This window comes from Mesorhizobium sp. M0018 (assembly GCF_040323955.1).
GTDB lineage: Bacteria > Pseudomonadota > Alphaproteobacteria > Rhizobiales > Rhizobiaceae > Mesorhizobium.
Map to the genome: position 1 here is coordinate 100,602 of NZ_JAMYVL010000004.1, position 24,003 is coordinate 124,604.

A 24,003-nucleotide genomic window follows, 5' to 3' on the forward strand; every position below is an offset into this window, starting at 1 on the left:
TTGCTAGCTCGCCAGCCCAGCGATTGCAACGTCTGTTTCAGTGTGATCAAAGATTGATTCATATGAATCTTGTCGCTCACAGAACGTCCCCATGAAGCCGGCCACTGGTCTCGACCGCATCGCCATAGCCGTCGCCCCGAATGGGGGACGTCGCAGCAAGGCCGACCATCCGGCGATTCCACTGACACCAGCCGAACTTGCGAGGACGGCCGCGGAATGCGCCGATGCCGGTGCGGCTATGATCCACGTCCATGTCCGCGACAGAAGCGGCAATCATCTGCTCGACCCCGACGCCTACCGCCAGACGATCGCCGCCATCCGCGGTGCTGCCGGCGACCGCTTGATAATTCAGATCACCTCCGAAGCGCTCGGTATCTATTCGCCGGCCCAACAGATGGCCGTCGTACAAGATGTGAAGCCGCAAGCTGTCTCGTTGGCGCTTCGCGAAATCGTTCCTGATGCCGGATCGGAACTCGCCTGTGTGCGCTTCATGGCCTGGCTGCACACCGAGGGGGTTGCGCCGCAGATCATCCTCTATTCGCCCGAGGAGGCCGTCAGGCTTTCGGACATGCAGCAGCGCGGACTGATCCCCTGGGCAAGCATACCGGTTCTCTACGTGCTGGGCCGATACACGCCGGGACAGGCGTCCGTTCCTGCCGATCTCCTGCCATTCCTCGCGGCGAACATGCCGCGCTTCGACCATTGGAGCGTCTGCGCCTTCGGCCGCAACGAAGCGGCGTGCGTGACCGCCGCCGCGTTGCTTGGCGGCCATGTCCGGGTCGGCTTCGAAAACAATCTTTTCCTTCCGGACGGCAGCATAGCCTCGTCCAACGCCGAACTGGTAGCGACCGTCGCACGCATACTCGCCGACTGCGGCGTCAAGATCGCCTCGGCCGCCGAGTTGGCGGCTCAATGGAACGCGCCGTTTCGTTCCATATGACAAACCAAAGCCTATTTTCGGCGGCAAGCTCGCGCAAGACATAGAGAGGCGGCTGCAATGTCATCGCCACGGAAGAACGACGTGTCCCCGCCCGCGGCGCGGCGATTGCAACAACAGTGCCGGTCGTTGTAACCATTCCGGCCGCTTGATATTGGAGGAGACGCAGCATGGACCGATTCACCGGCGGTTGCCTGTGCGGCAACGTCCGAATTGTCGCGTCAGGGCGCCCATACCGGGTCGGCCTTTGTCACTGTCTCGACTGCCGCAAGCATCATGGCGCCCTTTTTCACGCTTCCGCGATTTTTCCTGAGGATGCGGTGACGATCGACGGCGAAACACGCGACTACGCCGGGCGGTTTTTCTGTCCCCGCTGCGGCTCCTCCGTTTTCGGACGCACCGCAGACGAAATCGAAGTAAACCTGGGGTCCCTGGATGCGCCTGACCAGCTGATGCCAACCTACGAAAGCTGGATCATCCGACGCGAGTCCTGGTTGCCGCCGTTTCCGCTCACCAGACGGTACGAGCGCGATCGTGACGCCACGGGTCGCTTTGAGGAATAGGTCGCAGGAACGGTGCCGAGGAGGCAACGACATCAGAACATGGATTTTCACAGGCCGCCTGCTCACGCCGCTAAAATGTGAACTTGCATGCTTACAAGGTGCGCTGCCTTCATCCACATTGCCCCATGGGCATTCGTGAGCGCCTAAGGCGACCCGTGACAGCCAAGGCGCCGGACCTTAGAGGAGGATCGCAGGGGATGGGATTCATCGTCGCGATCCTGACGCAGGCTTTGTACAGAGCGCCGCGTTCAAAGCTGGCCGTTTAGGAGGTCACGCCGGAAGATCGGCCTTGCGGAAGCCATCAACGAAATGCCCAAGCAGCGCAGCGTCGTGGAATGGCTCTGTCGTGGTCCAGTGGCCCGCCGCCTCGAAACGATGATCACAGGCTAGTGGTCGCGGCGACAATCAACCCGCCCAAGACGGCGACATTGATGGTGAAGCCGGTACGAAGCGCTTCGCGTTCATCGCCGCTGTAGCGCCAGAAGTTGAGCGCCATGAACGACGCCGCAATGGTGAATACGGCCAAGGTCGCGGCGGGAAAGGGTCCACCAAGGCCCGCTGCTAGGCAAAAGCCGCCTGCGATCTCCAGCACCGATCCGGCCGCGAGAAGAGGCCTGGGAGCAGGAAAGCCCCGCTCGGCCAGGGACGCTGTAACTGCCCGGAACCTGAGGAAATGCTCGGCGCCCGCCCAGATAAAGACGCCGCCGAGCAAAACCAATCCAAGGTGGTGGAGGAACGCGATCATTCCTTGCTGCCGTCCTCGGTGTAAACCGCTAGCTCGTAACCATCCGGATCCGCGAAATGAAAGCGCCGGCCGCCGGGGAACCCATAAATCGGCCTGACGATCGTGCCTCCCGCTTCCTCGACCCGCTTGACCGTTGCCGGCAAATCATCGGCATAGAGAATGACGAGCGGGCCTCCTCCGGACCTCGCTGGGCCAGCGGCGAAGCCACCTGACAAGCGCCCGTCGTTGAACTCGCAATATTGCGTGCCGTAGTCAGTGAAGGTCCAGCCGAAGGCCTTTCCGTAGAAGTCGCGTGACCGCTGAATGTCTTTCACGTTGAATTCGACGTAGTCGATCCGTTGATCGTTGTTGTTGCTCATGATGCATACCTCTCGTGTGGTGTACGACGGCGAAAGATAAGCACGCATCTCGCCTGCCGGATTGAACAAAACGGCCATCGACGTATGGCTTCACACGGCGCCGCCGAGGCGATGCATCTGACATGATTATTCACCTACCCTCTTCCTTCCGGCCGGAAGAAACAACCGATTCTTGCAACCGTTTTCGATTGGCAGACGTTGTCGGTCGTGCAGATTGTTGTCTCGAGCGACGGCGGGCGCAGCCACTGCGTCGGTTCACCGCCGGTAATCCGAAGAGGAGCGAGATGAGCGATCCCGTCCCAGCGCAGGCAACGGGTTCATTTCAGCAACGTCCAGCGTCGGCGCGGCTTCACGGGAGCTTTGCTTCGGTGTGGGCGCATCGAATGGACCCGGCGGGCGCACCGCCAATCGTCGTCATGCCCGATGCAACGATCGACCTGCAATGGATCGGAGGCAGCTTCCGAATTGCCGGCCCCGACAAGGAGCCGCAGACCGAGGTCCTGGCGGCAGGCGAGATCGTGATCGGCTTGCGCTTTCATCCTGCCACGGCGGCGGCATGGCTCGGCGTGCCACAAATCGAGCTTGTCGGCCAGAGGCTGTTGCTCGACGATTTATGGGGCGCGCGAGCCCGGCGCCTCGCCAGCCGCGTGCGCGCAGGCGACAATCTCGAGGATCTGGCCTGTTCGCTCGAACAGGTCGTCGCCGAGGAGGCGGCCTCCCGCGCGCCAGACGTTCCCATGCAGGCGGCATATCGCCTGATCGAGCGCGGGCCGCCACCCGACGCGCCGCTCGTCCCTTGGTTGATGCGCGCACTCGAGATGAGCGAAAGGACGTTGCGCCGGCGCTTCGACGAGAGCTTCGGCTATGGCCCCAAGACGCTTGACCGTATCCTCCGCTACCAGCGCTTTCTGCGGCTTTCGAGCCAATCAAACAGCGCCACGGCCATCCTGGCAGCCGAGGCGGGCTATTCCGATCAGGCGCATCTTGTCCGCGAGAGCCGACGCCTGACGGGAAGCACCCCGCGACAGATTCATCACCTGCTGCAGAACGGGTGAAACCACGTCGCGCTCTTCATTGGCCGTTTTGTTCAATTCGTCACTGTCGCCCGACTTTATCCTGGTGTCTCCGACAACCAGAGGAGATCGCCATGAAACCGCGCATTTCGGTTTTGACTATCGCTGTCGCCAACCTCGAGAGTTCTCTGGCGTTCTACCGCGACGGTCTCGGCTTGCCGACGGAAGGGATCATCGGCCGCGAGTTCGAGCATGGCGCCGTCGCGTTCTTCACGCTGTCCGGCGGGTTGAAGCTCGCGATCTGGGCGCAGGACGACCTCGCCTACGACACTGGCCTGCCCAAGGCGCCGATCAGCTCGACCTCGTTCACAGTCGGACACAACGTTGTGCGCCGCGAAGAAGTCGATCAAGTGATGGATGAGGCCGCTCGCGCCGGAGCCGAGATCATCAAGCCTGCCCGGGACACGTTCTTTGGCGGATATGCCGGATACTTCCGCGATCCGAACGGACACCTGTGGGAGGTCGTCTGGAACCCCGCCAACATACCGAATGAGGACGCTCTCTGAGGGCAGGTATGGCCCTGTAGGATCGGGCCGTTCCGGTCATTCCCGGTGCTGGCAAATTCTATCGGCATCGGGGCGGGCGGCCTGCTTTCCCTGGCAAACGAAGCCAGTTCGACGGCAGTCCACCAGCATAATCTTACGGGGCTGATTATGTAGCTCTATCCAGATTCGCCTCGCCTGCATGGCGCATCATGCGGCGGAAGCTCATTGAGATATGCGCCCGCCTTATGTGCCCGATGGACTCCCAGTCGCCGATTTCGGCCGCGGCAAGGACCTCTTCCATTTCGCGGCGGAATGCGGTGAATTCCTCGACGAGGCCCAATTGCGGCATCAGCTTCAGGACGACGCGCGCGACCTGAAAATACAGGCGCTCGCTGATCTCGCGCAGTGGCTGGTTGCCGGTCATCGCCGTGAGCTCGTAGAAAAAATCCATGTTGAGGCGCAGGAAAGCGCGCTGGTCGGGATTGAGTATATCGGCATCGCAGCGCGCGATGAGCGCCCGTATCCGGTCAAGATCGTCCGCCGTGCGCGGAATCGGCGAAAGCTTGCCGACGAGGAGCGCCAGCTCCAGGCGCAAATGATAGACCTGCTGCAATTCCTCGATGTCGACGTCGGTGACGATCGTGCCGACGCCGTGGACGGATTGAACCAGACCCTCGGATTCAAGGCGCGCCAGCACGCGCCGGACCGGCGTGCGGCTGATCTGGAATTCCTGGGCAAGTTCTTCCTCGGACAGGTGGCTTCCCGGCGCATAATCGAGCAGGCAGATGCGGTCGCGCAATATCCGGTAGATGCGCTCGAACCGCTCCCGCGCGGAGAGCGGGCGCGGCGGCGCGGCGGTCACCGTCGTGGGCGGCTTGGCCTCTGTCTCGATCGTCACCCAGCCTCCAGGACAGCATGCAGGAATTGCCGTGTCCGCTCGTTCTTGGGAGCACCAAACAGTTCGCTTGGCGGCCCCTGCTCGCAGATCTTGCCTTGATAGAAGAAACAAACGCGGTCGGAAAACTCCTTGGCGAAGCCCATCTGATGGGTGACCATCAGCATGGTGAGATCATGCTCGCGCCCGATTTGCCTTATCACCTGCAGCACTTCGCCGACAAGCTCCGGGTCGAGCGCCGACGTCACCTCGTCGAACAGCATGATCTTGGGCCGCATTGCCAGCGCCCTGGCGATGGCGACGCGCTGCTGCTGGCCGCCAGAAAGCTGTGACGGATAGTGGTCCTTCTTCTGGGCCAGACCGACCAGCTCCAGCAGTTCGGCCGCTCTTGCCTCGGCGTCCGCCCGCTTCATTCCGAGCACCGTTATCGGCGCCTCGATGCAGTTCTGCATCGCTGTCATATGCGGAAACAGGTTGAACGACTGGAACACCATGCCGATTTTGGCGCGGATCTTGCGGATGTGGGCGAGATCGGCGGGAACAAGCTTGCCGTTCCTCTCCATATGGGTCAGCGGCTCGCCTTCGACCCAGATGACGCCGTCATTGATCGTCTCCAGCGTCATCAGCATGCGCAGCACCGTCGTCTTGCCCGAACCCGACGGACCGATGACGGAGACTTTTTCGCCGCGCGCTATTTCGAGATTGAGCCCGTCGAGAACGGTTAACGTGCCGTAGCGTTTCGATACATTGTCGAAGCGGACCATCGGTTGTTCAGTCATCGGGTGGTCCTCCGGTTGAGCAGCCCTTCGAGGGAGCGGATGAGCGCCGCCGAAACCAGGCTCATGGCAAGGAAAAACAGGCCGACCAGCGTGATCGGCTCGGTGTAGCGGAACGTTTCGGAGCCGATGATCTTGGCGGTCTGCATCAGTTCCATCACGGCGATTGCGGAAAGCAACGGCGTTTCCTTGAACAAGGCCACCAGATAATTGCCGAGCGCCGGAACGATCGGCGGGATCGCCTGCGGAATGATGATGTCGCGGAACGTCGTCCAGGACGAGAGATTGAGCGCGATCGAAGCTTCCCACTGGCCGCGATGGATGTTGTCGAAACCGGCGCGATAGACCTCGGAGCAATAGGCGGCGTAGTGGATGCCGATGGCCAGCACCCCGGCGGTGAAAGCGTCGAGCACGACACCGAATTTCGGAAAGACGAAATAGAGAAAGAATATCTGGATGAGCAGCGGGGTCGAGCGGATCAGCTCGACCAGCACCGAAATCGTCCAGCTGGTCCATGGCACGGCGATGCGGACAACGGCCAGCACCAGGCCGAGCGAGGCGGCAAGCGCAAAGCCGATCAGCGTCGCTTCGATGGAAATGACGGCGGCGCGGGCAAGCACCGGCAGGATTTCCAGGGCAAATCCCCAATCCCAGATCATGCCGCCTTCCCCCGCGCCAGTCCGAGCGACGCTCGCCTTTCAAGAAGCCGCATGCCGATGGTCACAACCAGCGACATTGCCAGGTACATCAAAAGAACGAGGGTGAAGATCGGAATGGTCTTGAACGTGTTCTGGTTCATTTGCTGCGCCTTGAAGGCGAGATCCGAAAGCGTGATCAGCGAGACCAGCGCCGTCGATTTCAGAAGCTCGATGAACAGATTGCCCCAGGGCGGGATCATCGCGACAAAGGCCTGCGGCAGGATGATCCGGCGCAGCATCTGCGGGCGGCTCATGTTCAATGCAGTACACGCTTCCCACTGGCCGCGGGCGACGGACTGGATCGCGCCGCGCACGCACTCCGATCCGTAAGCGCCGACATTGAGGCCGAGCGCCAGCACTGCCACAACGAATGCGTTGATCGTGACGCCGAATTGCGGGAGCACGAAAAACAGCCAGAACAATTGCACCAGTGCCGACGTTCCGCGGAAGATCTCGACGTAAACCGTGGCCAGCCATCTGAGCGGCGTCGGGCCATACATCCTTGCAAGTGCCGCAAGCACGCCCATGATAATTGCCAGCAGGCTGCCGAGGACGGCGATCTCGACCGTCAGGACCGCGCCTTGCAGCAGCCCCGGCATGAACACTCTATAGCTTTCCTGTGTTGCCAACGCGCCGATCACGACTAGCGCGATGACCAGCATGGCAATGAGCGTACGGATTCCCATGCGATTCCCCCGGGAAAAAAGGGCGGCGCTTTCGCGCCGCCAGCAGTTGGGAACCTATTTGCCAGCGCAGAGCTCTGCGGTGGTCTTGTTGGGCAGATAATCCTTGCCGAAGCCGAGTGGCTCGACCAGCGCGATATGCTCCGGCGAACCGATGAACTTCTTCAGCTCGGCGTTGAAAGCCTGCTGCAGGTCGGTGTCTTCCTTGCGGAAGCCGAAGCCGCCATGGCCTTTCACCGACTTGCCGGCGACCTCGCCGAAGGGCTTGGTCGATTCGACACCGTCGGCCTTCTTGGCCATGTCGGCGATCGAAAGGGCGGTAAGCGCGGCAGCATCGGCGCGGCCCGACTGGACGGCGGCGACCAGGCTGGACTGGTCGGGCAAGGAGACGATCTGCCCATCGGCAACGCCCGCTTCCTTGGCGAAGCCGCCTTCGACGGCGCCGGCCATCACGGCAAGCTTGAGATCCGGATTGTCCTTGATGCTGGAAAAATCCTTGATGCCTTTCGGATTGCCTTTTGCCACCAGCATAGCCTCGCCGATGCCGTAGGACGGCTCGGAGTAGTTGATCTCGGCGCAGCGCTTCGGGGTGATGAACATGCCGGCGGCGATGATATCGAAGCGGCCGGCCTTGAGACCTGGAATGAGCGAGCCGAATTCGGTCAAAACACCGTCGACCTGCGGTATGCCCATCTTGGCGAGCACCGCCTTGGCGACTTCCGGCGCCTCGCCGGTCAGCTTGCCGTCTGGCGTGGCGTAACCGAACGGCGCCTCGTTGGCGAAACCGACGCGGATGTAGCCGTCCTTCTTGGCCCGTTCGAGGGTGGTTTCCGCGTGAGCGGACAGCGAGGTCAATGACGTCGCGGCGAGCGCGATGCAGGCAGCCGCTTTCACGACCATGCGGCGCGATATCGATGAATTGAACATGCTTTTCTCCCATTGGACAACTGTGGATGGTTCCCAGGGCGCGGCCTTCTTCGAGGTCGACGCCTGCTTGATCAGACGTATACAACTGCCCTAGACATTTCGCAAGCAGAGATATAGAAACCATGGAAATTCGGCGATAATTCGCAGTTAGCCAACAAATTGACGTCGAGTTGTGCACAATTTGGGCCTGCTTGCCCATATTTTATCAAAGGGCAAGCGGCGTACTGGAAGGCAGGATTTCGGTGGCGACCGCGAAGGGCTTCGGGACATTCACGCAAGCGGAGTATGGGCAGCGCCTCGCCGGCGTGAAGACACGCATGCAACAAGCCGGCTTCGATCTCATCGTCTGTCAGGATCCAGCCAACATGTGCTGGCTGACCGGCTATGACGGATGGTCGTTCTACGTTCCGCAGTGCGTGCTCGTCCATCTGGAGGAGGACCGGCCGATCTGGTTCGGCAGGGCGCAGGATGCCAAGAGCGCACGCCTGACCACCGGCCTGCCCGAGACAAACATCGTGCCGTTCTCGGAACGGCTGGTGCAGCAGCCCGTCGAACACCCTTATGACGAACTCGCCCAACTGATCCGGTCGCGCGGCTGGGGAAAGGCCCGTATCGGCGTCGAGATGGACGCGCATTATTACACTGCGCGCTGCCACGCCCACCTTGTCGAGGGGCTGCCCGACGCGCATTTCGCCAACAACCACGATCTCGTTAACTGGGCGCGGCTGGTCAAATCCGAAGCCGAGCTGGTGCTGATCCGCGAGGCGGGTGCGATCTGCACGCATGCCATGAACCGCGCCATCGGGAAAATGCGGCCCGGTGTGCCTCAGAACCATGTCATTGCGGAAATCTATCACGCGCAGATCATGGGGGTGCCCGGAGCGGGCGGCGACTATGCCGCGATCTGTCCGCTGATGCCCGTCGGCGAGGGCACCAGCACGCCGCATCTGACGTGGTCCGACGCGCCGCTGCCGGACAGCGGCCCCGCCATTCTGGAGATTGCCGGCGTGAGGCGCCGCTATCACGCGGCGCTGACGCGGACCATACATTTCGGCAAGCCGCCGCTAGCCATCCTCGACATGGCCAAGGCAATCGTCGAGGGTGTCGACGCCGGCCTCGAGAAGGCGCGCCCCGGCTACACCGCCGAACAGGTGGAAGCCGCCTGGCAGGCAGTCCTGCGACGGAACGGGCTGAAGAAGGAAAGCCGGGTCGGCTATCCGGTCGGGCTCGCATACCCGCCCGATTGGGGTGAACGCACCGCAAGCCTTCGTCCCGGCGATACTACCGAGATGCAGTCCGGGATGTGCTTCCATTTCATGGCCGGCGTCTGGCTCGACGATTTCGGCATCGCCATCTCGGAGTCGTTCGTCGTCACGGAACGCGGCGGCGAACGCCTCTGCGACGTGGCGCGCGACCTCATCGTCATCGACTGACATGGCGGCCGGGAAACCGGCTGCCGAAAAGACCATGCCCGCCAGCAAGCCGGCAACAAGCACGAGGACGCCCGATGGACCGCAATCCGTTTTCCGAAGCCGAAATCGCCGGCCGCCTGGCAAAGGTCCGTACTGCACTGATCGAGCGGGAGCTCGACGCGGCGGTGTTTGCCTCGCCGGAGAACGTCTTCTATCTCACCGGGCTTGATCACTGGGGGTATTTTGCCCCTCACCTGCTGATCGTTCCACTCCAGGGAAACCCCGTCCTGGTCACCCGCTCGATGGAGAAGGTGACGATCGAGAAGCAGGTGAAGGCAGCGGAATTCCGCGGCCACTCCGACAGCGAAACGGCGGCCGACCTTGCCGCGCGGGTGCTTGCGGAGCTCGGCCTGTCGGGCAAGCGGATCGGCCTCGAATACTGGACGGCCGGCCTTAGCCATGGACTTGCCGTGGCGCTCCAGACGCAAGCCGATGCAACGTGGAGCGATGTCTCCGGTCTGATCGACGAGATGCGGCGGGTGAAGAGCGCCGAAGAACAGGCGCTGATGCGGCGTGCCGCAAAGGTGACGGACGCCGCCGCCGGTGCCGCGATCGCCGCGATCTCCGATGGCGCTTCCGAACAGGAGGTCGCCGCCCAATGTGTTTCGGCAATGATCCGCGCCGGCGGTCATGCGCCGGGCTTCGGACCGTTCATCCGCCCGGCCGCGCGCCTGGGTGAAGAGCACACGACCTGGGGCGACGGAATCTACCGCAAGGGCGAGCCGGTCTTTGTCGAACTGTCCGGGTGCATCTCGCGCTACCATGCCCCGCTCGGCCGGCTCGTTCGCATCGGCCACATCAGCGATGAAGACGCCGCAATGGCGGAGGTGACCGCCAAGGCCTTCAACGCGGTCGTCGAGGCGCTGCGCCCGGGCGCCAAGGCGCGTGATGTTTACGCCGCCTGGCAGGCCGTCGCCGACGAGGCCGGCCTTTCCCACTATCGCCGCCATCACTGCGGCTACCTTGTCGGCGCCGGCCAGCCGCCGTCATGGACCGGCGGCAATTCGGTGACCGGCTTGCGACACGATTCCGACCTCGAGATCGAAACGGGGATGAGCTTCCACATCCTGTCATGGCTGATGGGAACGGGTCACGGCAATGACTTCGTCTCCAACACGGTGCTTTTGACCGACGCGGGCGCCGAAGTGCTCACCCGCACGCCGGCCGGCCCGATCGTTCGATAGGCCCGCACGCATGGCGCGCTACTCGGCACTCTCGATTTTCCGCAACGCGCTCGCCGGCCAGAAGAATTGGCAGCGCGCCTGGCGTGCGGCGGAGCCAAAACCGTCCTATGATGTGATCGTCATCGGCGGCGGCGGACACGGCCTCGCCACCGCCTTTTACCTCGCCGAGAACCACGGCATCCGTAACGTCGCCGTACTCGAAAAGGGCTATGTCGGCGGCGGCAATGTCGGCCGCAACACCACCGTCATCCGCTCCAACTACCTGCTCGACGGCAACACCCAGTTCTACGAATTCTCGATGAAGCTCTGGGAGGGCATGTCGCGCGCGCTGAACTTCAACGTCATGTTCTCGCAGCGCGGCCAGCTCGTCACGGCGCATTCGGCCGATCAGCTCGACGGCTTCAGCCACCGCGCCAATGTCATGCGGCTGAATGGCATTGATGCCGATATCCTCGACCGCGACGAGGTGCGCCGTCTCGTGCCCTATCTCGATTTTTCCGACACCGCCCGCTTTCCGATCCATGGTGCCATCTTCCAGGGCCGGGCGGGCACGGCGCGCCACGACGCCGTCGCCTGGGGCTATGCGCGCGCCGCCGACAGCCATGGCGTCGACATAATCCAGAACTGCGAAGTGACAGGCTTCCTCCGCGACCGCGACAGTATCGTCGGCGTCGAAACGACGAAAGGCCGGATCGGCGCCGGCAAGGTCGGCCTCGCTGTTGCCGGTCATACATCCGTGCTCGGTGCCAAGGCCGGCCTTGACCTGCCGATCGAAAGCCACGTCCTGCAAGCCTTTGTCACCGAACCGCTGAAGCCGCTGGTAGATCACGTCGTCGCTTACGGCGCCGACCATTTCTACGTCAGCCAGTCCGACAAGGGCGGACTGGTCTTCGGCGGCAATCTCGACGGCTACAATTCATACGCCCAGCGCGGCAATCTCGGCGTCGTGCGCGAGGTGGCGGAGGCGGCGATTGCTTTGATGCCGTGCATTTCGCGCGTCCGTCTGCTGCGCCACTGGGGCGGCGTCATGGACATGACTCCCGATGCCAGCCCGATCATCTGCCCGACGCCGATCGACGGCCTCTATCTCAATGGCGGCTGGTGCTATGGCGGCTTCAAGGCGACGCCGGCTTCCGGCTGGTGCTTCGCCCACACGATCGCCACCGGCAAGCCGCATCCCCTGATCGCGGCCTACGGACTCGATCGTTTCCGCACCGGCCACACGCTCGATGAGGCCGGTGTCGGCCCTTCCGCCTGGCTGCAATAGGAGGCGGGACAAAATGCTGCGCATCGAATGCCCCTGCTGCGGCCCGCGCGACCATGACGAGTTCCGCTATGGCGGCGATGCCTCGGTCACGCGTCCAACCCATGACGATGCCGATCCGGAGGCCTGGTACCGCTACGTCTATATCAGGACAAACCCGGCCGGCCCGCACCGTGAATTCTGGCAGCACGTGACCGGCTGCCGGCAATGGCTGGTGGTCGAACGCGACACCCGCAACCACGCGATCGCATCCGTCGACTTCGCCAGGAAATCGACTGTCAGGAAACAACCGGCATGAGTTCGAACCGCAAACGCCTGCCAGCGGGTGGCCGCATCAGTCGCGAGGTGCCGGTAGATTTCACCTTCGATGGCCGCAAGCTGATTGGGTATCGCGGCGACACGCTCGCCTCCGCGCTGCTCGCCAATGGCGTCACCCTGGTCGGTCGCAGCTTCAAATATCATCGCCCGCGCGGCATTTTTTCCGCCGGGCCCGAAGAGCCGAATGCGCTGGTTACGCTCGGGAGCGCCGGCAGGCGCGAGCCGAACCTGCCGGCGGCGACGCTGGAACTCGCCGACGGCATGGTCGTGGAGAGCCAGAACCGCTGGCCGTCGCTTGCCTTCGACGTGCAAAGCGTCAACGGCCTTTTCGCGCCGTTTCTGTCCGCCGGCTTCTACTACAAGACCTTCATGGGCCCGACGCGCCGCGCCTGGATGTTTTACGAACATTTCATCCGCAAGGCGGCCGGCCTGGGCAGAGCCGCCACCGGCCCCGATCCCGACCGCTACGAGGTTCATCATGCCTTCGCCGATGTCGCTATCGTCGGCGGCGGCCCGGCGGGATTGTCGGCGGCGCGGGCGGCCGCCGCGGCCGGCGCGCGGGTCGCGCTGATCGAGCAGGATTTCCTGCTTGGCGGCCAGCTTCTGGCGGAACCGTCCGACAGCGCAGCGGCCGCATGGCTGAGGCAGGCCGCGGCCGAGTTGGAGGGCTTCGAAACCATCACGCTGATGAAGCGGACGACGGCTTTCGGCAGCTATGACGGCAATGTCCTTGGACTGGTCGAACAGCGCGATCCGACCGATCCGAAGCCGGCCGGCGAGGCCCGGCAAACGGTCACTATGCTGCGCGCCCGCTCGATTGTTTTCGCCACCGGCGCCATCGAGCGGCCGATCGTGTTCTCGAACAATGACCGGCCCGGCGTGATGCTTGCCTCGGCCGCCCGGACCTATCTCAACCGTTTCGCCGTCCTGCCGGGCAGGAAAATCGTCGTCGCCACTAGCAATGACGGTGCCTGGCGCACCGCCTTCGACTATGCCGCAGCCGGCGCGGAGGTGACGGTTGCTGATCTGCGCGCCGTCCCGCCCGCAGCACTTGCCGCGGAAGCCGCACGGCTCGGCGTGGTGGTGCGGGCCGCAACGCGCATCGTCGACCTGCACGGCCGCCATACCGTCAGGCGCGTAACGCTCAATGGACCGGAGGGACAATCCTCGGCCGCCTGCGACCTGGTCTGCATCTCCGGCGGCTGGTCGCCAACCGTGCATCTCACCTCCCACCTCGGTGTCAAACCTGTCTATCGCGACGACATTGACGGCTTCGTGCCGGGCGTCTTTTCAGCCAGCCAGTTCGGCGCCGGCGCAATGATAGGAGCTTATGCGACCGCCGCTGCCGTCGAGCACGGCCATCGGGCCGGCATCGAAGCGGCAGCCTCCTGCGGCAAGTCGGCGCCGGTGCCCGCTCCATCGAAACTCGATCTCGATGAGACCGCCTCGACCGTGCTTCGCGAAGCCCTGCCCGCTGGACGCGGAAAGGCCTTCGTCGATTTCCAGATGGACGTGACGACCGGGGATATCGAGCTCGCCCATCGTGAGGGCTATGAATCGGTCGAGCATCTGAAGCGCTACACCACGCTCGGCATGGGCACCGATCAGGGCAAGACCAGCAATTTTCCCGCACTTGCCGCCATGGCAGCGCTGCGCGGCGCAACGATTCCCGAGACCGGCACCACGACCTTCCGCCCGCCCTATACGCCGGTGGCGATCGGCGCGCTTGCCGGACGCGCCGTCGGCCATCATTTCAAGCCGATCCGCCGCACGCCGATGCACGACTGGCACATGGCGAATGGCGCCGAGATGCTCGAGGTCGGGCTCTGGATGCGGCCCTATTTCTACCGGCAGTCGGGCCGCGACGTGAACGAGGCCTATGTTGCCGAAATGCGTACCGTGCGTCAGGCCGCGGGGCTGATGGACATCTCCACGCTCGGCAAGATCGATGTCCAGGGCCCGGATGCGGCAATCTTCCTCGACCGCGTCTATGCCAACGGCTTTGCCAAACTGGCGATAGGCCGCGCCCGCTACGGCGTCATGCTGCGCGACGACGGCATCGTCTTCGACGACGGCACCACGACGCGGCTAGCGGAAAACCGGTTCTTCATGACCACGTCGACCGCCAAGGCCGCCGATGTGCTGTCGCGTCTCGAATTCCTGCTCGACACGGCCTGGCCGGATTTGCGCGTGGCCGTTACCTCGGTCAGCGATGAATGGGCGGCGATGTCGGTTGCCGGGCCCAACAGCCGCGCAATCCTCGGTGTTGCTTTTCCTGGTCTCGACGTTTCCGACGCGGCGCTTCCGCATATGGGGCTACTCGAAAGCGAGTGGCAGGTCCGTGGGCTCCGCATCCTGCGCCTCAGTTATTCCGGCGAGCGCGCTTACGAAGTCTATGTCGGCGCCACTGCCGGTGAACAGCTCTGGAGCCGCTTGCTCGAAGCCGGCAGACCCTTCGACCTGAAGCCTTACGGTGTCGAGGCGCTCGGCGCGCTGCGGGTCGAAAAGGGCCATGTCGCCGGACCGGAGATCGATGGGCGCACGACGCTCGACGATCTCGGCCTCGGCCGCATGGCCGGCAAGCGCAGCGGCTTCGTCGGCGATGTACTGCGCCGCCGCCAGGCCTATCAGGCGCCTGAGCGCCAGCGGCTGGTCGGACTGGAATGCGCCGAAGACGGCAAGCGCCTCCGCGGCGGGGCGATCCTGTTCCTGCCCGACGACAAGATCGAGGGCCATGGCCGCGGCCGGGTGACCTCGATCACCTTTAGCCCAGAACTCGACCGCTATGTCGGATTGGCCCTGCTTGCCGGTGATGTCGCGGCAGAAGGAAGCGAGGTCGTGGCGGTCTATCCGATGAAGGCCGAAACGGTTCGCGCCCGCGTTGTCTCGCCGGTATTCATCGATCCGCAGGGAGAACGGCTGCATGGCTAGCTTGACCTCTTCTCGGGATTTCAGTCTGTCCGTGGCGGATTGTCCGCTTATCCAGATCGAGGGCTGGGACGCGACACTGAGACAATTCGAAAAGAGCGTCTCGGCGTCGCTCAACACGAAACTTCCCGCTTCGGTGGGAGAGACGGTTCGCCACAAGGGCCTTTTGACCATCCGCGTTGCACCTCGCCGCCTTTGGCTGGCTCTCGACGAAGGCACAGAAGCGCCAGCCCTTGTCGTCGACCCCGATCTCGGCTGTTCCGTGCCCCTTGGGGAAGGTCGTGTTCGTTTGAAAATGGCCGGCCCTGGTATCGCAAGGCTTCTGTCCGGCTGCATTGCCGTCAACTGGCACGCGCCGACCGCCGCTCCGGGCCGCGCCGTGCAAACATCCTTCCATCACGTGCCCGTGCTCTTCCTGCGCACCGGCGAGACCGCGTGCGAACTCATCGTGCCGCGAAGTTTTTCGCGAAGCCTCTCGGATTGGATTGCCGACGGCTAGCCAATACCGGTTCTTCGGGCAAGGGCCGGCTTTAGCGGCGATCCAAGCCGCCATCACGAAGCCATCTACTCTCTTGCCGGCCAGTCCTGCAGGAGCGTAATCCCAAACTTCGGCGCGGCTACTTTGAGCCGCTCGATATCGGCAGGCGTCGGCGGCCCGACCACCTCTCCCTTGCTGCGTTCATGGCCACCTTCGGCAAGAAACTGCTCGAACACACTTGGCGTGTCTATCAGGATATAGCGAACGAGCTGGTTGCCGGGATTCATAAGCTGGTGCGGGATGCCCCGCTTCAAAAACATGCTCTCGCCGGGCGAGAGCGTTCGGACCACACCGTCCACAATTGCGGTCAAGTGCCCTTCGATGACGTAGACCGTCTCGTCGTCATTCGCATGAACATGGATTGGCGTTTTGGTGTGCCCGTCGCTTCTGTTTTCGAACAGACTCAACAAGCCTCCCGTCTGTTCGCCGGAGACCAGTCGCTTCATGACGATGCCCGCGAGCACGAATTCTTTTGGTTCAACATCCGTCATTGATCCAATCCTGCCAGGCACATTTGGTGGGCCGTCAAGCAGACGAGCTGCGCAGCGACATCCGGCAAACGTCGAACTGGCTCGCGGGTTCCCGGTCGCCGGAGTTCCCTCTTCCCAAGCTCCGTTTGGACGAAAAGACGGCTTCGTTGTCACCGGACATGCAGGCCGACATCCGCCAATTCGAGGGCGCCGCAGAGGTCCGCCTAACTGACGGCAAAGCTGCAACGTGCTGCCAGGCTCTCGCCGGGCCCAAGCACCGACAGTCCATTCCATTTGTCGATCGAACCCCGATTATGAGCATCGACAACATGACTGACCGGTTCAAAACAGAAGAAGTCGCTCTCGTCCGATGGCGAATAGACCAGGTACAAATTCAAGGGCGATGAAGCTTCAATCCGCAGGCTGCAACTGTGCTCTGGCCAAGATATGGAGGCGACACCATCCCAGCCAGCGAACACATTGTTTATCCATCCGCTCGGCAAGGCGGCCGGGGCGCCGAAATTCCAATCGGGATGGGTTTTGATATCCACAAACCGTTCAGGGAGGTGGTTGGGCCGTTCGAGGCAAACCTGTGATGCCGCGGCGTGAAGCGTGGTCAACGCTGTTCTCGGGAACCATGGATGGATGCCAAGCCCGAACGGCAATCTGATCGATGCCCGATTGACGATGCGAAGTTTCAGCTCGAGCCCCTGTCCGGCCAGCGCGTAGCTCACCTCGGCGCGATATCGGTATGGGCCAGGCCCGTTGCTGATGAGCGACAGCTTTGCGTTGTCCTGCGTTACGCTGTCGACGTCCCACTCGCTCGAAAATCCATTGCCGTGAATGGGAAATGGCTCGCGTGCAACATTGGCAGGCAGTTCGTGGAATTTGGAGTCGAATGTGAACCCGCCGCCCGAGATGCGATTTGACCATGGCAAAAGCAGGTTGCAGGCAAGGTCGAACGGGTTGCTGCTCCCGCCGTTCGGCCAAGGCCTGAAGAGCGGCACGCGTCCATGGTCCAGTCTCGCAAGACCTGCCCCAAGCGATGGGACGATTTCAGCAGACAGGTCTCCGCTTCTGATCTTGATCGTCCCGACCATCCGCTTCAGACGGTATTGGCCTTGGCAGCGGCGATCGGCTGTTGATGGCGGCCTTTGCGAGCCACTGCAAGAAGGTCGTTCGACGCGATCCCGATGAGCGCCTTCATCTGATCGTGTGCATCGTCGGCCCTCCGCATCCTGATTGCCTCCAGCACGTCGCCATGCGCGCTCAGCGTCTGCTGGTAATTAGCGGTGGCCGATGTGGTCAAGCGGAAGGAGAAGCTGAGGGCGGCCGCAAGCATATTGCCGAGATTGGCGAACACCGGGTTGCGGCTGGCACGCAGGATGGCCGTATGAAACCTGACGTCGGCATCGAGACACGCAGCGAGATCATCCTGCGGAGCAATGCGCATGGCTTCATAGGCCGCTTCGATGACCGCGAGATCGCCTGACGTCGCCATCTTGGCCGCAAGTTGGGCGGCAGCGGGTTCAATGACCAGCCGCGCCTCGATCAATCCGCGGACGAAATCGAGATCGGGCTCGATATCGCGCATCCATTCCAGAACCTGTGCATCCAGCCTGTTCCATTCGCTCGACACGCGCACACGCGTCCCGGCCCGCTTGCGCGCCTCGATCAATCCTTTCGCCGAAAGCGTCAGAAGAGCATCGCGAAGCGCGGTGCGGCTGGCCCCGTAGATAACGCAAAGCTCGGCTTCCGTCGGCAGGACGGAGTGCTGGGCGTAGGAGCCGGCGAGGATGCGCTGTCCGAGATCGCGTGCGATGCGATCCTTGAGCGATGACGTGGTGCCATCTGCGGCAGGAATGTCCTGCTTGCCTTGGCCAGTCGAAGCGATCGCCGCGTCCATCGTCATGTCCTGTTCAAGTGGTACTCGGCAATTACCACAGCAAGTATCAGCAGCGAGCCCTTGGCAAGCAACTGATAGAAGGTTGGCACGGACGTCAGTATCATTCCGTTGTTGAGGACGCCAATGATGGCGACGCCCAGCAGTGCGCCGACGATCGTGCCCTTGCCGCCCTGCAAGGCGCAGCCACCAAGAACGGCCGCTGTGATGGCCTCGAGTTCCAGGCCTTGGGATCCGGATACGGGCTGCCCGGAGCCGGTACGGGCAGCCAACAGAATCCCGGCCAATCCGGCCGCCACTCCACTCATGATATAGATGCCGACGCGGTAGCGGTTGATGTCGATGCCGGAGAAGCGTGCGACAACGGGATTGCCGCCCAGGGCATAGATGTTGCGGCCAACGATCGAGCGGGCAAGGAAGAGATGGAACACGATCGCGGTCAGCAAGAGAATCCAGATCAGCAGAGGCAGGCCGAGGATTCGTCCGATCCCGATGAAGCGGAAAGTCTCGCTGAAAATCGCGATCGATTGCCCGTCGGACATGATGAACGCGATGCCGCGGAAGATCGCCATCGTACCGAGAGTCGCGATGACAGCGTTGACCCGCCCATAGGTGATGATGATGCCGTTCACGAGGCCGGCAAGACCGCCCAGGACCAGGCCGGCAAGAATGCCCGCGGCGGGTGATCCGGTGGCCTGGATGGCCATTGCCGTCGATACTGTGGTCAGACCGACAATTGCGCCGACGGCAATATCGAGCCCTCCGGCGACAATAACCACGGTCTGGCTCATCGCCAGAACGCCCAGGATGGTAATGCCTAGACCGATGTTCAGCAGGTTTCGGCTGGAGAAGAACACGTCGCCTCTCAGGGTGCCGAAAATGAGCACGAGAATGGCGAGAGCAACAAGAAGGCTTATGTTGTGAATGCCGATGCGCTCTGCGATGCGCAAGGAAGCGCGCCTTTTGCCGGTTTGCGTTGTTGCTGTCCTGAGCTCAAGGCTGTTCACTGAATTTGTCCTCCAAGCGATGCTGCAGATTGAGGCATGGCATGTCTCAGGATCGTGGCCTCGTCGATGTCAGGGCGGGAAAGTTCGGCCGTGATCCGGCCTCCAGCCATAACAAGCACCCTGTCGGCCAGCCCGATCAGTTCCGGCATTTCCGAGGAAATCAGGATTATGCCGATGCCGCTGGCGGCGAGTTCGTCGATCAGGCGATAGATTTCCGCCTTGGCGCCGATGTCGATGCCGCGGGTCGGCTCGTCGAGGATGAGAAGCATCGGCTGCCGCGCAAGCCAGCGCGCGAGAACGACCTTCTGTTGGTTGCCACCCGATAATTTCGAAACCTGTTCGTCGAGGTTAGGCGCCTTGATCGACATCTTTGCTGCAAGCGGTGAGACGATCTCCAGTGCCTTGCGCCGGTTGAAGAAGCCGAAGGTCGACGTTCTGTCGGGCACGCAAAGCGAGGCGTTATCAAGAATGCTTCGGAACAACAGCAGCGCCTCGTGCTTGCGGTCTTCTGGGGCAAAGCCGATGCCCGCCACGATCGCTGCATGCGGACTGTTGGGGCCAACGGGCACACCATTCATCGTTATGGTTCCGTCGAGGCGCCTATCATAGCCGACAATCGCCTTTGCCAGTTCGGATCGACCCGCACCCATAAGGCCGGCAATGCCGAGCACCTCGCCACGGCGGACCTTGAGGCTCACATCGGTGACGTGATCGGTGGTCAGGCCCGCCACCTCCAGCAACGGTTGCCCCGATTGCCACGTCTCGCGCGTAAACAGATCGGCTATGTCGCGGCCCACCATGAGCTTGGCTATGGTCTGCTCGCTGGCACCGGCAGCGGGGGAATCATCGACCAGCCGGCCGTCCCGCAACACGACAATGCGATCCGCAAGGTCGATGACCTCGTTCAGCCTGTGAGAGATGTAGACGATCGAAGTGCCCTCGCCGCGCAGCCGGCGAATTACTGAAAACAGACGGCGCGCTTCGTCGTCGGTCAGTGACGAGCTCGGCTCATCGAATGCGATCAGCCGGCCGCCGGCACGTATGGCGCGCATGATTTCGATCATCTGGCGCTGTGCCGGACCGAGTGTGCTGCAGAGTTGACGCGGCAGCATATCCTGCTGCATGCCGAAGGTCGCAAGCACCTTATCGGTCTGGTCCTCGAGCCTGTGCCAGTCGAGCAGGACGCCTGCCAGCCGCGGCAGTTCGCCGACGAAAATGTTCTCGGCCACGGTCAGGTTCGGAACGATCTCCGGCTCCTGATGGATGACGCGTATTCCGGCTCTGTGGCTGTCGCGCGGTTCGCTGAAAACGATCGGCGTGGAGCCATGCAGCACGGTGCCGGTGTCCGGTGCGAACACGCCCTCGAGAATTCGCATCATTGTCGACTTGCCGGCGCCATTCTCGCCAACCAGGGCAAGCACCTCTCCTGGCCGAAAGGCAATCGAGACATTGTCGAGCGCCTGCACGACGCCGAAGCGCTTCGATATCCTGTCGAGCGAGAAGAAATCCGATTGCGTCAAAAGCTCACTCCCGAGGATCGATCCCGTGTGCCCGTCGACGAACTGCCGGCCCAAAGAGCGTCATGCGCACTGCGGCGCATGACGCATATCTGGTTCAGTGGCAGAGCTTGGCTTTGTAGTCCGACGCAAAATTGTCGGCGGTGATGTATTCCGGGTCAGTGAAGGATTGAACGGGAAGCTTGGTTCCGTCCTTGATGGAGGCCAAGAGAATCTTCACCGCCAGCGCGCCATGATTTTCCGAATTGAGCCACATCGTACCACGGAACGCCGAGGGCTTTCCGGATCCGAAGGCATCGCAGGCGCGGCTCCCGTCGATGCCGATCCCCATGCCCTGGTCTGCGGAATAGCCAGCATTCTCCAGTGCTCGCGCACCACCCAGCACGCCGTCATCGTTGCATGAATAGAATATCCAGTTCGTGACGCTGGGATTGGCCGTCAGTGTGGTGGTCATCACGTCGATGGCGTTGACCATCGTGTTGTCGTAGGGGACGCGAACGATGTTGCCCGGCTTGAAATCGGGCACCGCCTTCAGGAACGCTTCTTCCGCGCCCTTGTTGCGCTGCATGCAGGTATCGGCCTTGCGGTCCTCGATCGAGGCGATGCGCACCTCTTTGCCCGCCCAGCCTTCAGCCTTGTAGAGCTTGGCAAGCTCTTCGCCCACCCGCGCACCGATATTGTAAGCATTCATGCCGACATAGGGGACCTGGGTGCCATCCTGGTAGTAGATATCGTCGTCCACCGCCACCAAGGGAATTTTTGCGGCCTTTGCTTTCTCCGCGATGACCGGTCCCAGTGCCTTGTCGGGGACAACGATGGCGATGCCTTTCACGCCATCGCCGACCATCGTATCGAAGGTCGTGATCGTCAAATTGGCGTCGAACTGAACGTCCTGCGACACGAACGCGGCCCCTGCCGCCTCAGCCGCTTTCTTGGCGCCGCCGACTTCGGCGACGAACCATGGGTGGTCTCCCATCTTGTTGATGTAGCCGATCTTGATGTCGTCTGCGCTTGCTGCGCCACTCATCAGTCCGGCAGCCAGTACCGCAAATGTCGCCAAAGCCTTTGTTGTGGTTTTCATGAAGATCCTCCCTGAGCTCAATGGTGGTTGCTAGTCGTGGTAGAGAACCGAGCGCCCACCATCGATGGTGATCGTCTCGGCATTTATGAACGGCGCTTCGTCCGAAGCGAGGAAAACCGCCGTCATTGCAACCTCGTCCGGCCGGCCAATTCGCTTGGGCGGATGGAGGTCGTAGGCTCGCCGCTTCTCCTCGGCGGGGTTCGGGAATGTGTTCCAGTAGGCTTCCGCGATCGGCGTCTCGATATAGCCGGGTGCTATCGCGTTCACCCGGATACCGCGTGCGGCATATTCGATGGCCAGCGAACGGGTCAGGCCCAAAAGTGCATGCTTGGCGACCGGATACGGGAACGTATGGGGAATGATCTGGAAGGCGTGGCAACTCGCTATGTTGACGATGGACCCCGAGCCCTTCGCCAGCATCGTCGGCAAAACCGCCTTGGCGCAGAACCACGCGGCCTGGAGGTCGAGCTTGAGGCAGCGCTCCCATTCCTCATCCGGCATCAGCAATGGTTCGTAGAACACGTTGGCACCGGCATTGTTGACCAGAATGTCGACGCCGCCATAGGCCGTGATCGTGCCGGCGACCATGTCCGCGACCGCGGATGTGTCCGTGACATCCGTCTCGACGAACAATACGTCGGCGCCTCCGGCACGCAATTCGTCGGCGACCGCTTTGCCGCTTGCCGCATTCAGTTCGGCAATGACGGTCTTTGCCCTATGTGTTGCAAAAGCCCGGGCGGTGGCGGCACCTATGCCTTGGCCGGCGCCCGTGATGATTGCGATCTTTCCTTGCAGCCGGCCTGCCATTGCATTCACCAGTCGACCACGGTGCCGTCCGGCATGACGGCATTGCGGGCATGCAGCACTTCCTGCTTGAAGGGGTGACGCGCGATGACGTCCTCATTGACGGTGACGCCAAGGCCCGGCAGATCGGGCAGGTCCCAGCGGCCTGGTTTACGCCGAATTGGCCAGGTAACGACGTCGTCGTACCAGGCGACGGCACCGGACATCTCCTCCTGAATGACGACGTTTGGCGTCGATATGCCGAAGTGAAGAGCAGCGACGCCAGCGATCGGACCGAGCGGGTTGTGCGGCGCAAGGCCGATGCCTGCCGTTTCCGCCATGGCCGCGATCTTCTTTGTCTCCAGCAGACCGCCAGTGTGGCAAATATCAGGCTGGGCAATGTTGAAGGCACGGGCTGCGATCGAGTGCGTGAATTCGCGACGCCCGATCAGCCGCTCGCCGGAAGCGATCGGCACGGCCGATCGCGCCGTGATATGCGCCAGTCCGGCAACATCTTCGGGCGGCACGGGTTCTTCCGCGAACATGATGCGGGCCGGCTCGATTGCTCTGAGGTAGTCCATCGCAGCGTTAACGGATGCAGGGCGTCCATGGAAATCGACCATGATGTCGATGTCCGGACCTATGGCCTCGCGAAGTGAGCCAACCATGTTGGCGACAGAATCAACGGCTTTCGCAGGCGATGCGTAGTGGGTGTAGGGAATGCAGACGACCTTGACCGCATCGTAGCCTGCCTGCGTCACGATGCGTCCGCGTTCCACGATCGCGTCCGCGGATCCGGTCTCATAGACCGCCTTCATGTCTCCGAGGCCGAGATGCGTATAGGTGCGCAGATAGTCGCGAACCTGTCCGCCCAGAAGGCGCCAGACGGGGACGCCCAATGACTTGCCCAGGATGTCCCAGAGCGCGATCTCGATGCCGCTGACGGCAGACATTCCCTCGACGCCAAGACGCCAAAATCCGTGGCGCGTAAGTATCTGGTAGCACTGCTCCACGTTGCGCGGATCCTGCCCGATGAGCAGGGCCTCAAGGTCCTGAAGCGCCCCAACGACGGCTCGGGTCTTCCATTCCAGCGTTGCCTCACCCCAGCCAAACAGCCCGGGCTCGTCGGTTTCGACCCGGACGAAGACCCAGTTGCGCATTTCCGCATTGCAGACGCGCGCCTTGATGGCCGTGATTTTCATCGGTCCTCCCAGACCTGCCGCCTTTTTTCGATGGCAATATGTATGATTTATTACGGATAATATGGACGAGTCAAGCGCAACGTCGATGTGGACCAGCGCCGCCAAGGGACTGGTCCTCAGGAGGATCCGAGCAATTTTCGATCAATCCTTGTCCGCCGATGGAGGGCTGTCAGCCTCCGATCCGCGAACATCGCG

General features: G+C 62.4%; 25 protein-coding genes. 10 read left to right on the forward strand and 15 right to left on the reverse strand.

The features are described from left to right. The first annotated feature begins 91 nt into the window (after positions 1 to 91). Together NKJ81_RS07130 and NKJ81_RS07135 are read left to right on the forward strand one after the other, a co-directional pair. The gene (locus NKJ81_RS07130) at positions 92 to 940 is read left to right on the forward strand and encodes a beta-keto acid cleavage family enzyme (RefSeq protein WP_352470561.1); all 849 of its coding nucleotides are present in this window, start codon (positions 92 to 94) and stop codon (positions 938 to 940) included. A gap of 167 nt (positions 941 to 1,107) precedes the next feature. Beyond that, positions 1,108 to 1,500, forward strand: a complete 393-nt coding sequence (locus NKJ81_RS07135) for a GFA family protein (RefSeq protein WP_352452141.1) — start codon at positions 1,108 to 1,110, stop codon at positions 1,498 to 1,500. 379 nt (positions 1,501 to 1,879) lie between these two features. Here NKJ81_RS07135 and NKJ81_RS07140 read toward each other — a convergent pair whose 3' ends face one another. Together NKJ81_RS07140 and NKJ81_RS07145 are read right to left on the reverse strand one after the other, a co-directional pair. After that, positions 1,880 to 2,245 (reverse strand): DoxX family protein, encoded by a 366-nt coding sequence (locus NKJ81_RS07140; RefSeq protein ID WP_352470562.1) that lies wholly within the window; start codon positions 2,243 to 2,245, stop codon positions 1,880 to 1,882. Beyond that, the gene (locus tag NKJ81_RS07145; protein WP_352470699.1) at positions 2,242 to 2,607 is read right to left on the reverse strand and encodes a VOC family protein; all 366 of its coding nucleotides are present in this window, start codon (positions 2,605 to 2,607) and stop codon (positions 2,242 to 2,244) included. The genes NKJ81_RS07140 and NKJ81_RS07145 overlap by 4 nt, the downstream gene beginning before the upstream one ends. A 380-nt stretch (positions 2,608 to 2,987) precedes the next feature. Between NKJ81_RS07145 and NKJ81_RS07150 the strand changes: the two genes are divergently transcribed. Further along, positions 2,988 to 3,659: a helix-turn-helix domain-containing protein gene (locus tag NKJ81_RS07150; RefSeq protein WP_352470563.1), complete on the forward strand. Its 672-nt coding sequence runs from the start codon at positions 2,988 to 2,990 to the stop codon at positions 3,657 to 3,659. A gap of 92 nt (positions 3,660 to 3,751) precedes the next feature. Continuing rightward, the gene (locus tag NKJ81_RS07155) at positions 3,752 to 4,183 is read left to right on the forward strand and encodes a VOC family protein (RefSeq protein ID WP_352470564.1); all 432 of its coding nucleotides are present in this window, start codon (positions 3,752 to 3,754) and stop codon (positions 4,181 to 4,183) included. Between the two features lie 145 nt (positions 4,184 to 4,328). On the opposite strand, the gene NKJ81_RS07160 is transcribed toward NKJ81_RS07155, so the two are convergent. Genes NKJ81_RS07160 through ehuB form a run of 5 tightly spaced genes read right to left on the reverse strand, consistent with a single transcriptional unit; the run spans position 4,329 to position 8,141 of the window. After that, complete coding sequence (locus NKJ81_RS07160; protein ID WP_352470565.1) at positions 4,329 to 5,060, reverse strand: GntR family transcriptional regulator; 732 nt, start codon at positions 5,058 to 5,060, stop codon at positions 4,329 to 4,331. Further along, the gene (ehuA, locus tag NKJ81_RS07165; protein WP_023717024.1) at positions 5,057 to 5,836 is read right to left on the reverse strand and encodes an ectoine/hydroxyectoine ABC transporter ATP-binding protein EhuA; all 780 of its coding nucleotides are present in this window, start codon (positions 5,834 to 5,836) and stop codon (positions 5,057 to 5,059) included. Before ehuA ends, NKJ81_RS07160 begins: the two co-directional genes overlap by 4 nt. Next, positions 5,833 to 6,492, reverse strand: coding sequence for an ectoine/hydroxyectoine ABC transporter permease subunit EhuD (ehuD, locus tag NKJ81_RS07170; protein WP_023674259.1), 660 nt, complete (start codon positions 6,490 to 6,492; stop codon positions 5,833 to 5,835). Before ehuD ends, ehuA begins: the two co-directional genes overlap by 4 nt. Continuing rightward, entirely contained in the window at positions 6,489 to 7,217 is a 729-nt protein-coding gene (ehuC, locus tag NKJ81_RS07175) for an ectoine/hydroxyectoine ABC transporter permease subunit EhuC (protein WP_352470566.1), read from the reverse strand. The genes ehuD and ehuC overlap by 4 nt, the downstream gene beginning before the upstream one ends. A gap of 54 nt (positions 7,218 to 7,271) precedes the next feature. Further along, on the reverse strand, positions 7,272 to 8,141 hold the full coding sequence (gene ehuB, locus NKJ81_RS07180; protein ID WP_352470567.1) for an ectoine/hydroxyectoine ABC transporter substrate-binding protein EhuB: 870 nt from the start codon (positions 8,139 to 8,141) through the stop codon (positions 7,272 to 7,274). A gap of 242 nt (positions 8,142 to 8,383) precedes the next feature. On the opposite strand from ehuB, the gene NKJ81_RS07185 reads away from it, so the two are divergent. The 6 genes from NKJ81_RS07185 to NKJ81_RS07210 all read left to right on the forward strand — a co-directional run bounded on the left by NKJ81_RS07185 (position 8,384) and on the right by NKJ81_RS07210 (position 15,806). Beyond that, complete coding sequence (locus NKJ81_RS07185; protein ID WP_352470568.1) at positions 8,384 to 9,574, forward strand: M24 family metallopeptidase; 1,191 nt, start codon at positions 8,384 to 8,386, stop codon at positions 9,572 to 9,574. A 74-nt stretch (positions 9,575 to 9,648) separates the two neighbouring features. Continuing rightward, the gene (locus tag NKJ81_RS07190; RefSeq protein WP_352470569.1) at positions 9,649 to 10,797 is read left to right on the forward strand and encodes a M24 family metallopeptidase; all 1,149 of its coding nucleotides are present in this window, start codon (positions 9,649 to 9,651) and stop codon (positions 10,795 to 10,797) included. Positions 10,798 to 10,807: 10 nt separating this feature from the next. Next, a complete protein-coding gene (locus NKJ81_RS07195) occupies positions 10,808 to 12,064 on the forward strand; it encodes a sarcosine oxidase subunit beta family protein (protein ID WP_352470570.1) in 1,257 nt (418 codons plus the stop codon). Positions 12,065 to 12,077: 13 nt separating this feature from the next. Further along, the gene (locus NKJ81_RS07200; protein WP_352470571.1) at positions 12,078 to 12,359 is read left to right on the forward strand and encodes a sarcosine oxidase subunit delta; all 282 of its coding nucleotides are present in this window, start codon (positions 12,078 to 12,080) and stop codon (positions 12,357 to 12,359) included. Continuing rightward, on the forward strand, positions 12,356 to 15,310 hold the full coding sequence (locus NKJ81_RS07205) for a sarcosine oxidase subunit alpha family protein (protein WP_352540081.1): 2,955 nt from the start codon (positions 12,356 to 12,358) through the stop codon (positions 15,308 to 15,310). Before NKJ81_RS07200 ends, NKJ81_RS07205 begins: the two co-directional genes overlap by 4 nt. After that, a complete protein-coding gene (locus tag NKJ81_RS07210; RefSeq protein WP_352470573.1) occupies positions 15,303 to 15,806 on the forward strand; it encodes a sarcosine oxidase subunit gamma in 504 nt (167 codons plus the stop codon). The genes NKJ81_RS07205 and NKJ81_RS07210 overlap by 8 nt, the downstream gene beginning before the upstream one ends. Positions 15,807 to 15,871: 65 nt before the next feature. On the opposite strand, the gene NKJ81_RS07215 is transcribed toward NKJ81_RS07210, so the two are convergent. The 8 genes from NKJ81_RS07215 to dgoD all read right to left on the reverse strand — a co-directional run bounded on the left by NKJ81_RS07215 (position 15,872) and on the right by dgoD (position 23,808). Then, positions 15,872 to 16,336 carry a cupin domain-containing protein gene (locus tag NKJ81_RS07215; protein ID WP_352470574.1) on the reverse strand — a complete coding sequence of 155 codons (465 nt, stop codon included), beginning with the start codon at positions 16,334 to 16,336 and terminating at the stop codon, positions 15,872 to 15,874. A gap of 203 nt (positions 16,337 to 16,539) precedes the next feature. After that, positions 16,540 to 17,415 (reverse strand): aldose 1-epimerase, encoded by an 876-nt coding sequence (locus tag NKJ81_RS07220; protein ID WP_352470575.1) that lies wholly within the window; start codon positions 17,413 to 17,415, stop codon positions 16,540 to 16,542. Positions 17,416 to 17,420: 5 nt separating this feature from the next. Further along, complete coding sequence (locus NKJ81_RS07225; RefSeq protein WP_352470576.1) at positions 17,421 to 18,221, reverse strand: FadR/GntR family transcriptional regulator; 801 nt, start codon at positions 18,219 to 18,221, stop codon at positions 17,421 to 17,423. Positions 18,222 to 18,223: 2 nt separating this feature from the next. Further along, positions 18,224 to 19,168 carry an ABC transporter permease gene (locus NKJ81_RS07230; protein WP_352540082.1) on the reverse strand — a complete coding sequence of 315 codons (945 nt, stop codon included), beginning with the start codon at positions 19,166 to 19,168 and terminating at the stop codon, positions 18,224 to 18,226. A gap of 53 nt (positions 19,169 to 19,221) precedes the next feature. After that, positions 19,222 to 20,745: a sugar ABC transporter ATP-binding protein gene (locus NKJ81_RS07235; protein WP_352470578.1), complete on the reverse strand. Its 1,524-nt coding sequence runs from the start codon at positions 20,743 to 20,745 to the stop codon at positions 19,222 to 19,224. A 94-nt stretch (positions 20,746 to 20,839) separates the two neighbouring features. Then, positions 20,840 to 21,823, reverse strand: a complete 984-nt coding sequence (locus tag NKJ81_RS07240; protein WP_352470579.1) for a substrate-binding domain-containing protein — start codon at positions 21,821 to 21,823, stop codon at positions 20,840 to 20,842. A 30-nt stretch (positions 21,824 to 21,853) separates the two neighbouring features. Next, positions 21,854 to 22,630, reverse strand: a complete 777-nt coding sequence (locus NKJ81_RS07245) for an SDR family oxidoreductase (protein ID WP_352470580.1) — start codon at positions 22,628 to 22,630, stop codon at positions 21,854 to 21,856. A 5-nt stretch (positions 22,631 to 22,635) separates the two neighbouring features. Further along, positions 22,636 to 23,808 carry a galactonate dehydratase gene (gene dgoD / locus NKJ81_RS07250; RefSeq protein WP_352470581.1) on the reverse strand — a complete coding sequence of 391 codons (1,173 nt, stop codon included), beginning with the start codon at positions 23,806 to 23,808 and terminating at the stop codon, positions 22,636 to 22,638. Between the last annotated feature and the right edge of the window lie 195 nt (positions 23,809 to 24,003).

Excerpts from the sequence above, each read along its gene's own strand:
- NKJ81_RS07225 (WP_352470576.1), bottom strand. The coding sequence starts at position 18,221 with ATGGACGCGGCGATCGCTTCGACTGGCCAAGGCAAGCAGGACATTCCT.
- ehuB (WP_352470567.1), bottom strand. The coding sequence starts at position 8,141 with ATGTTCAATTCATCGATATCGCGCCGCATGGTCGTGAAAGCGGCTGCC.
- ehuA (WP_023717024.1), bottom strand. The coding sequence starts at position 5,836 with ATGACTGAACAACCGATGGTCCGCTTCGACAATGTATCGAAACGCTAC.
- NKJ81_RS07135 (WP_352452141.1), top strand. The coding sequence starts at position 1,108 with ATGGACCGATTCACCGGCGGTTGCCTGTGCGGCAACGTCCGAATTGTC.
- NKJ81_RS07155 (WP_352470564.1), top strand. The coding sequence starts at position 3,752 with ATGAAACCGCGCATTTCGGTTTTGACTATCGCTGTCGCCAACCTCGAG.
- NKJ81_RS07245 (WP_352470580.1), bottom strand. The coding sequence starts at position 22,630 with ATGGCAGGCCGGCTGCAAGGAAAGATCGCAATCATCACGGGCGCCGGC.
- NKJ81_RS07130 (WP_352470561.1), top strand. The coding sequence starts at position 92 with ATGAAGCCGGCCACTGGTCTCGACCGCATCGCCATAGCCGTCGCCCCG.
- ehuD (WP_023674259.1), bottom strand. The coding sequence starts at position 6,492 with ATGATCTGGGATTGGGGATTTGCCCTGGAAATCCTGCCGGTGCTTGCC.
- NKJ81_RS07195 (WP_352470570.1), top strand. The coding sequence starts at position 10,808 with ATGGCGCGCTACTCGGCACTCTCGATTTTCCGCAACGCGCTCGCCGGC.
- dgoD (WP_352470581.1), bottom strand. The coding sequence starts at position 23,808 with ATGAAAATCACGGCCATCAAGGCGCGCGTCTGCAATGCGGAAATGCGC.
- NKJ81_RS07140 (WP_352470562.1), bottom strand. The coding sequence starts at position 2,245 with ATGATCGCGTTCCTCCACCACCTTGGATTGGTTTTGCTCGGCGGCGTC.
- NKJ81_RS07240 (WP_352470579.1), bottom strand. The coding sequence starts at position 21,823 with ATGAAAACCACAACAAAGGCTTTGGCGACATTTGCGGTACTGGCTGCC.
- NKJ81_RS07220 (WP_352470575.1), bottom strand. The coding sequence starts at position 17,415 with ATGGTCGGGACGATCAAGATCAGAAGCGGAGACCTGTCTGCTGAAATC.
- NKJ81_RS07205 (WP_352540081.1), top strand. The coding sequence starts at position 12,356 with ATGAGTTCGAACCGCAAACGCCTGCCAGCGGGTGGCCGCATCAGTCGC.
- NKJ81_RS07200 (WP_352470571.1), top strand. The coding sequence starts at position 12,078 with ATGCTGCGCATCGAATGCCCCTGCTGCGGCCCGCGCGACCATGACGAG.
- NKJ81_RS07150 (WP_352470563.1), top strand. The coding sequence starts at position 2,988 with ATGGACCCGGCGGGCGCACCGCCAATCGTCGTCATGCCCGATGCAACG.
- NKJ81_RS07215 (WP_352470574.1), bottom strand. The coding sequence starts at position 16,336 with ATGACGGATGTTGAACCAAAAGAATTCGTGCTCGCGGGCATCGTCATG.
- NKJ81_RS07210 (WP_352470573.1), top strand. The coding sequence starts at position 15,303 with ATGGCTAGCTTGACCTCTTCTCGGGATTTCAGTCTGTCCGTGGCGGAT.
- NKJ81_RS07190 (WP_352470569.1), top strand. The coding sequence starts at position 9,649 with ATGGACCGCAATCCGTTTTCCGAAGCCGAAATCGCCGGCCGCCTGGCA.
- ehuC (WP_352470566.1), bottom strand. The coding sequence starts at position 7,217 with ATGGGAATCCGTACGCTCATTGCCATGCTGGTCATCGCGCTAGTCGTG.